The sequence below is a fragment of the Nocardia sp. genome (assembly GCF_025465275.1).
Taxonomy (GTDB): Bacteria; Actinomycetota; Actinomycetes; order Mycobacteriales; family Mycobacteriaceae; genus Nocardia.
In genome coordinates this window covers 1-4,294 of record NZ_JAODNK010000159.1, presented here as the reverse complement: position 1 = coordinate 4,294, position 4,294 = coordinate 1, and the positions used below count along the sequence as shown (strand labels likewise).

Sequence of the window (4,294 nt, the reverse complement as noted above, 5' to 3'; positions counted from 1 at the left end):
CCTTGACTCCGGAAACGAGGTTCTGCCCGCAGTGTGTGGACTGCTCGGATTTCTGACGGCTCAGACGGCTACCACCCCGGATGGGCGGACGGTCGAGACCACGGCGGCGCAGGTTTATGAAGCGCTGCACTGCCAAAGGCACCGCGGACCGGATGAGAAGGGCACCTGGAACGACGATCGCATGATCTTCGGTTTCAACCGCCTCTCGATCATCGATATCGAGCATTCGCATCAGCCGCTGCGCTGGGGGCCGCCGGAGAACCGGCAGCGCTACGCGCTCACCTTCAATGGCGAGATCTACAACTATCTCGAATTGCGGGAAGAGCTGAAGGCGGCGCACGGCGCGGAGTTCGGCGATGAGCCGATGTTCCTGACCGAGGGCGACTCCGAGGCCATCGCGGCCGCGTTCCACTACTGGGGCGCCGAGGCCTGCAAGCGACTGCGCGGCATGTTCGCCTTCGCCATCTGGGATACCGAGCAGGACAAGCTGTTCATCGCTCGTGACCCGTTCGGCATCAAGCCGCTGTTCCTGGCCACCGGGCCGGGCGGCACCGCCTTCGCCAGTGAGAAGAAGAGCCTGCTGGAACTGCTTCCGGCACTGGAGCTCTCCGACGAGTTGGACCCGCGCGCGCTGGAGCACTACACGGTGCTGCAGTACGTGCCGGAGCCGGAGACGCTGCACAAGAACATCCGACGGCTCGAATCCGGTTGCTACGCCTGGATTCAGCCCGGCGCGGCGCCGAGCTTCACGCGCTACTTCGATCCGAAGTTCCGGGTGGTGCCGTTCGCCAAGGACGGCGAGGTGACGGCGCATACGCCGACCACCAACCCGCGCCCGGCCACGCAGCGCCCCAACACCCCCGCCAATCGCTACCGGGAAATCGCTGAGGCGCTGGAGGATTCGGTCGCCAAGCATATGCGCGCCGATGTGACCGTCGGCTCGTTCCTGTCCGGCGGCATCGACTCCACCGCCATCGCGGCGCTGGCGATTCGGCACAATCCGAACCTGCTGACCTTCACCTCGGCCTTCGAGCGCGAGGGGTATTCGGAGGCCGATGTCGCCGCCGAGACCGCGGAGGCCATCGGCGCGAAGCATTTCATTCGCATGGTCAGCCCCGAGGACTTCGCGGGCGCGATTCCCGAAATCGTCTGGTACCTGGACGAACCCGTGGCCGATCCGGCGCTGGTACCGCTGTACTTCGTGGCCAAGGAAGCGCGTAAACACGTCAAGGTGGTGCTGTCGGGCGAGGGCGCGGACGAGCTGTTCGGCGGTTACACCATCTACCGGGAACCGTTGTCGCTCAAGCCTTTCGAATATCTGCCCAGGGGTGTGCGCAAGCTCGCGGGCAAGCTGTCGGATCGCATTCCGGAGGGCACCCGCGGCAAGAGCCTGCTGCACCGCGGCTCACTGAAGCTGGAAGACCGCTACTACGGCAATGCCCGAAGCTTCAATGACGCCCAATTGCGTTCCGTACTGCGCGAATTCCGTCCCGAGTGGACGCATCAGGATGTCACCGGTCCCATCTACGGCGTGCAGGACCGCGGCATGGACCCGGTGGGCCGCATGCAGCACCTGGACCTGTTCACCTGGCTGCGCGGCGACATCCTGGTCAAGGCCGACAAGATGACCATGGCCAACTCGCTCGAATTGCGTGTCCCCTTCCTCGACAACGAGGTCTTCAAGGTCGCCGAGAAGATCCCCTTCGAGCAGAAGATCACCAAGGAAACCACCAAATACGCACTGCGCCAAGCCTTGGACGGCATCGTGCCGCCGCACGTCCTGAACCGCGCCAAGCTGGGTTTCCCGGTCCCCCTGCGCCATTGGCTGCGCGGCCCCGAACTCTTCGACTGGGCCCGCGAGCAGATCGCCGAATCCGGCACCGATCACCTGATCGACAAGGCCGCCGTCATGGGCATGCTGGAGGCGCACCGCACCGGGCCGATCGACCACTCCCGCCGGCTGTGGACCCTGCTGATCTTCATGGTGTGGCACGGCATTTTCGTCGAGCACCGCATCAAGCCCGATATTCAGGAGCCGGTCTACCCGGTCAACCTCTGAACAATGCAGCAGGCCCGGCCGCACTCCTGTCGCAGGTGTGCGGCTGGCGTCACCTCACGGCGAGCGTCATCACCCGACCGGCGGCCTCTCCCGACCGGCAGCCTCTCCCAACCAGCAGCCTCTCCCAACCAGCAGCCTCTCGCGACCAGCAGCCTCTCGCGACCGGTGGCCTCTCGCACCCAAGCGGCATCACAGGAGCAGCTGCGACTCATGCCAGCGTCATCGCATTTGCCGCAGCATCTTCGCCCGACAGGACTACCGAGTCGGCACGGTGATCACTACGCGACGTAGCGTGATCGGGGTGTGCGAACTCCCAGCCACCAGCGCCGACTCCGCAGGCAGATGCCCATGTGGCTGATTCTGGCCGGGCTCGGCGCGCTCGCCGTCGTCACCGGGTGGCTGCCGTCCGACGTCGCCTATGACATCGGGATCACCCGTGCCGCACCGATCCTGGGGTTCCTGGTCGCGGTCACCGTGCTGGCCGAACTCGCGGATATCGCAGGCGTTTTCGATATCGCGGCCGTCTGGTGCGCACGATTGGCGCGCGGTTCCACCGCACTGCTGTTCGCGCTGACCGCGGTGCTGGCTACCGTCACGACAATCTGCATGAGCCTGGACACCACCGCCGTGCTGCTCACCCCCGTGGTACTCGCGCTGACCCGCCGTCTCGGGTTGTCACCACTCCCCTTCGCGTTCCTGGTCGTGTGGCTTGCCAATACGGCCAGCCTGCTGCTGCCCGTCTCCAACCTCACCAATCTGCTCGCCCTGCAGCACTCCAACACGTCCACCCGGGCGTTCGCCGCACACATGGTGATCCCACAACTCGTGGCAGTCACCCTCACCGTCGCCTATCTGGGAATCGTGTTCCGCCGCCACCTCTCCGGCAGCTATGCGGCCCCAGACCCGGTAACCCCGGCCGACCGCCTGACCTGCGCCGCCTGCGCTCTCGCCTGCGCCGGTTTCGCGGTCGCCATCATGGCGGGCGTCCCCCCGTGGCTGGCGGCAACGGCAGCCGCCACCGCCACCTTGGCAGTCTTCGCCCTGCGCGGCCGCAAACACCTGAGCTGGACCCTGCTCCCCTGGCGCCTGATCATCACCACCGAGGGCCTGTTCCTCACCGTCACCGCCCTCGTCCACCACGGCCTCGGCGACCTCCTGGTCCGCTGGTCCGGCGGCTCCGGCGGCCGCACCACCGCGGTGGCCGCCGCCGCCTCGAACCTCATCAACAACCTCCCCGCTTACCTGGCCATGGAAACCGCTGTCCCCCAGGGCAACCCGAACGGCGTCTACCCGGTCCTGCTCGGCACCAATATCGGCCCCCTCGTCACTATGTGGGGCTCCATGGCCACCCTCCTCTGGGCCCAGCGCTGCCGCTCCCGCGGAGTCCCCATCAGCGCAAGAACTTTCGCCACCGTAGGCATCATCGGCATGCCGATAGTCCTACTGGGCACCTGGCTCGCCCTCCCCGGTCGCTAGACGGGCAGCTCTCTCGGCCGGTGTGCAGGACAGCCTGCGTCGGACCGGTCCTGACGAAGCGTCGCACGGGACTCGGCTCGGACTGACACTCAGTCAGCCAGGAAGTGTTCGGTCACAACATTTCTCGGTGCTGAACAGAACATTTCCGATGCGACCGGCACCGGCCACATCCGAGCATGCCGTGCGACGCTTGCGCGGAGCTATCGGGTGATGATCAGCATCCCGCCGGCGGCATCGTCGCCGCCGAACCGGTGAAGCAACCGGGCTGGAGTTGCCGGAGCAGCGAGACCAGGAGGTTGATGCCGGTGCTGCCGGTACTACTGCCGCTGTCAGCGGCGACAGGTGCGGCGGGCGCGGCAGCCGGTGCGGCGAAGGCGAGGGGCGAGCCCGCGGAAACTGCGGCGGCGACGGCAATCCCGATGAGGGTGGTGCGAACGGTGCGAGTCACGATGAGATATCTACTTTCGGTACAGCGGCGGACGCCTATACGTCCTATGGAGCCTCGATCAATGTACAGAGCTGTTCGCAGACAGGAGGCGTATCCGGCATCCCCAATACTGGGAAGCTCAGCACAGAAACGGACAGGGCGAAACGGTCGGGCCCGCAGCACACGACCGGCCGAATTCGGGTGATGTTAGGGTCGGTGCGAACGTGAACGCGTCTAGGGTTCCGCGAGCAGGCCGTCAGAAGTTACCCACAATCAGGTCTGTGAGGGCTGGTCCGAGCGACGCCACGATGGACTCACCGGAGTTCTGTCGT

General features: G+C 65.9%; 3 protein-coding genes. 2 read left to right on the top strand and 1 reads right to left on the bottom strand.

Annotated elements, in window-relative coordinates; genetic code table 11:
- Positions 1-31 precede the first annotated feature (31 nt).
- Both asnB and JWN03_RS34350 read left to right on the top strand, forming a co-directional pair.
- Entirely contained in the window at positions 32-2,059 is a 2,028-nt protein-coding gene (asnB, locus tag JWN03_RS34355) for an asparagine synthase (glutamine-hydrolyzing) (protein ID WP_441343114.1), read from the top strand.
- Between the two features lie 303 nt (positions 2,060-2,362).
- A complete protein-coding gene (locus JWN03_RS34350; RefSeq protein WP_297623822.1) occupies positions 2,363-3,535 on the top strand; it encodes an SLC13 family permease in 1,173 nt (390 codons plus the stop codon).
- 214 nt (positions 3,536-3,749) lie between these two features.
- Here JWN03_RS34350 and JWN03_RS34345 read toward each other — a convergent pair whose 3' ends face one another.
- Positions 3,750-3,983 (bottom strand): hypothetical protein, encoded by a 234-nt coding sequence (locus JWN03_RS34345; RefSeq protein WP_297623819.1) that lies wholly within the window; start codon positions 3,981-3,983, stop codon positions 3,750-3,752.
- Positions 3,984-4,294 lie beyond the last annotated feature (311 nt).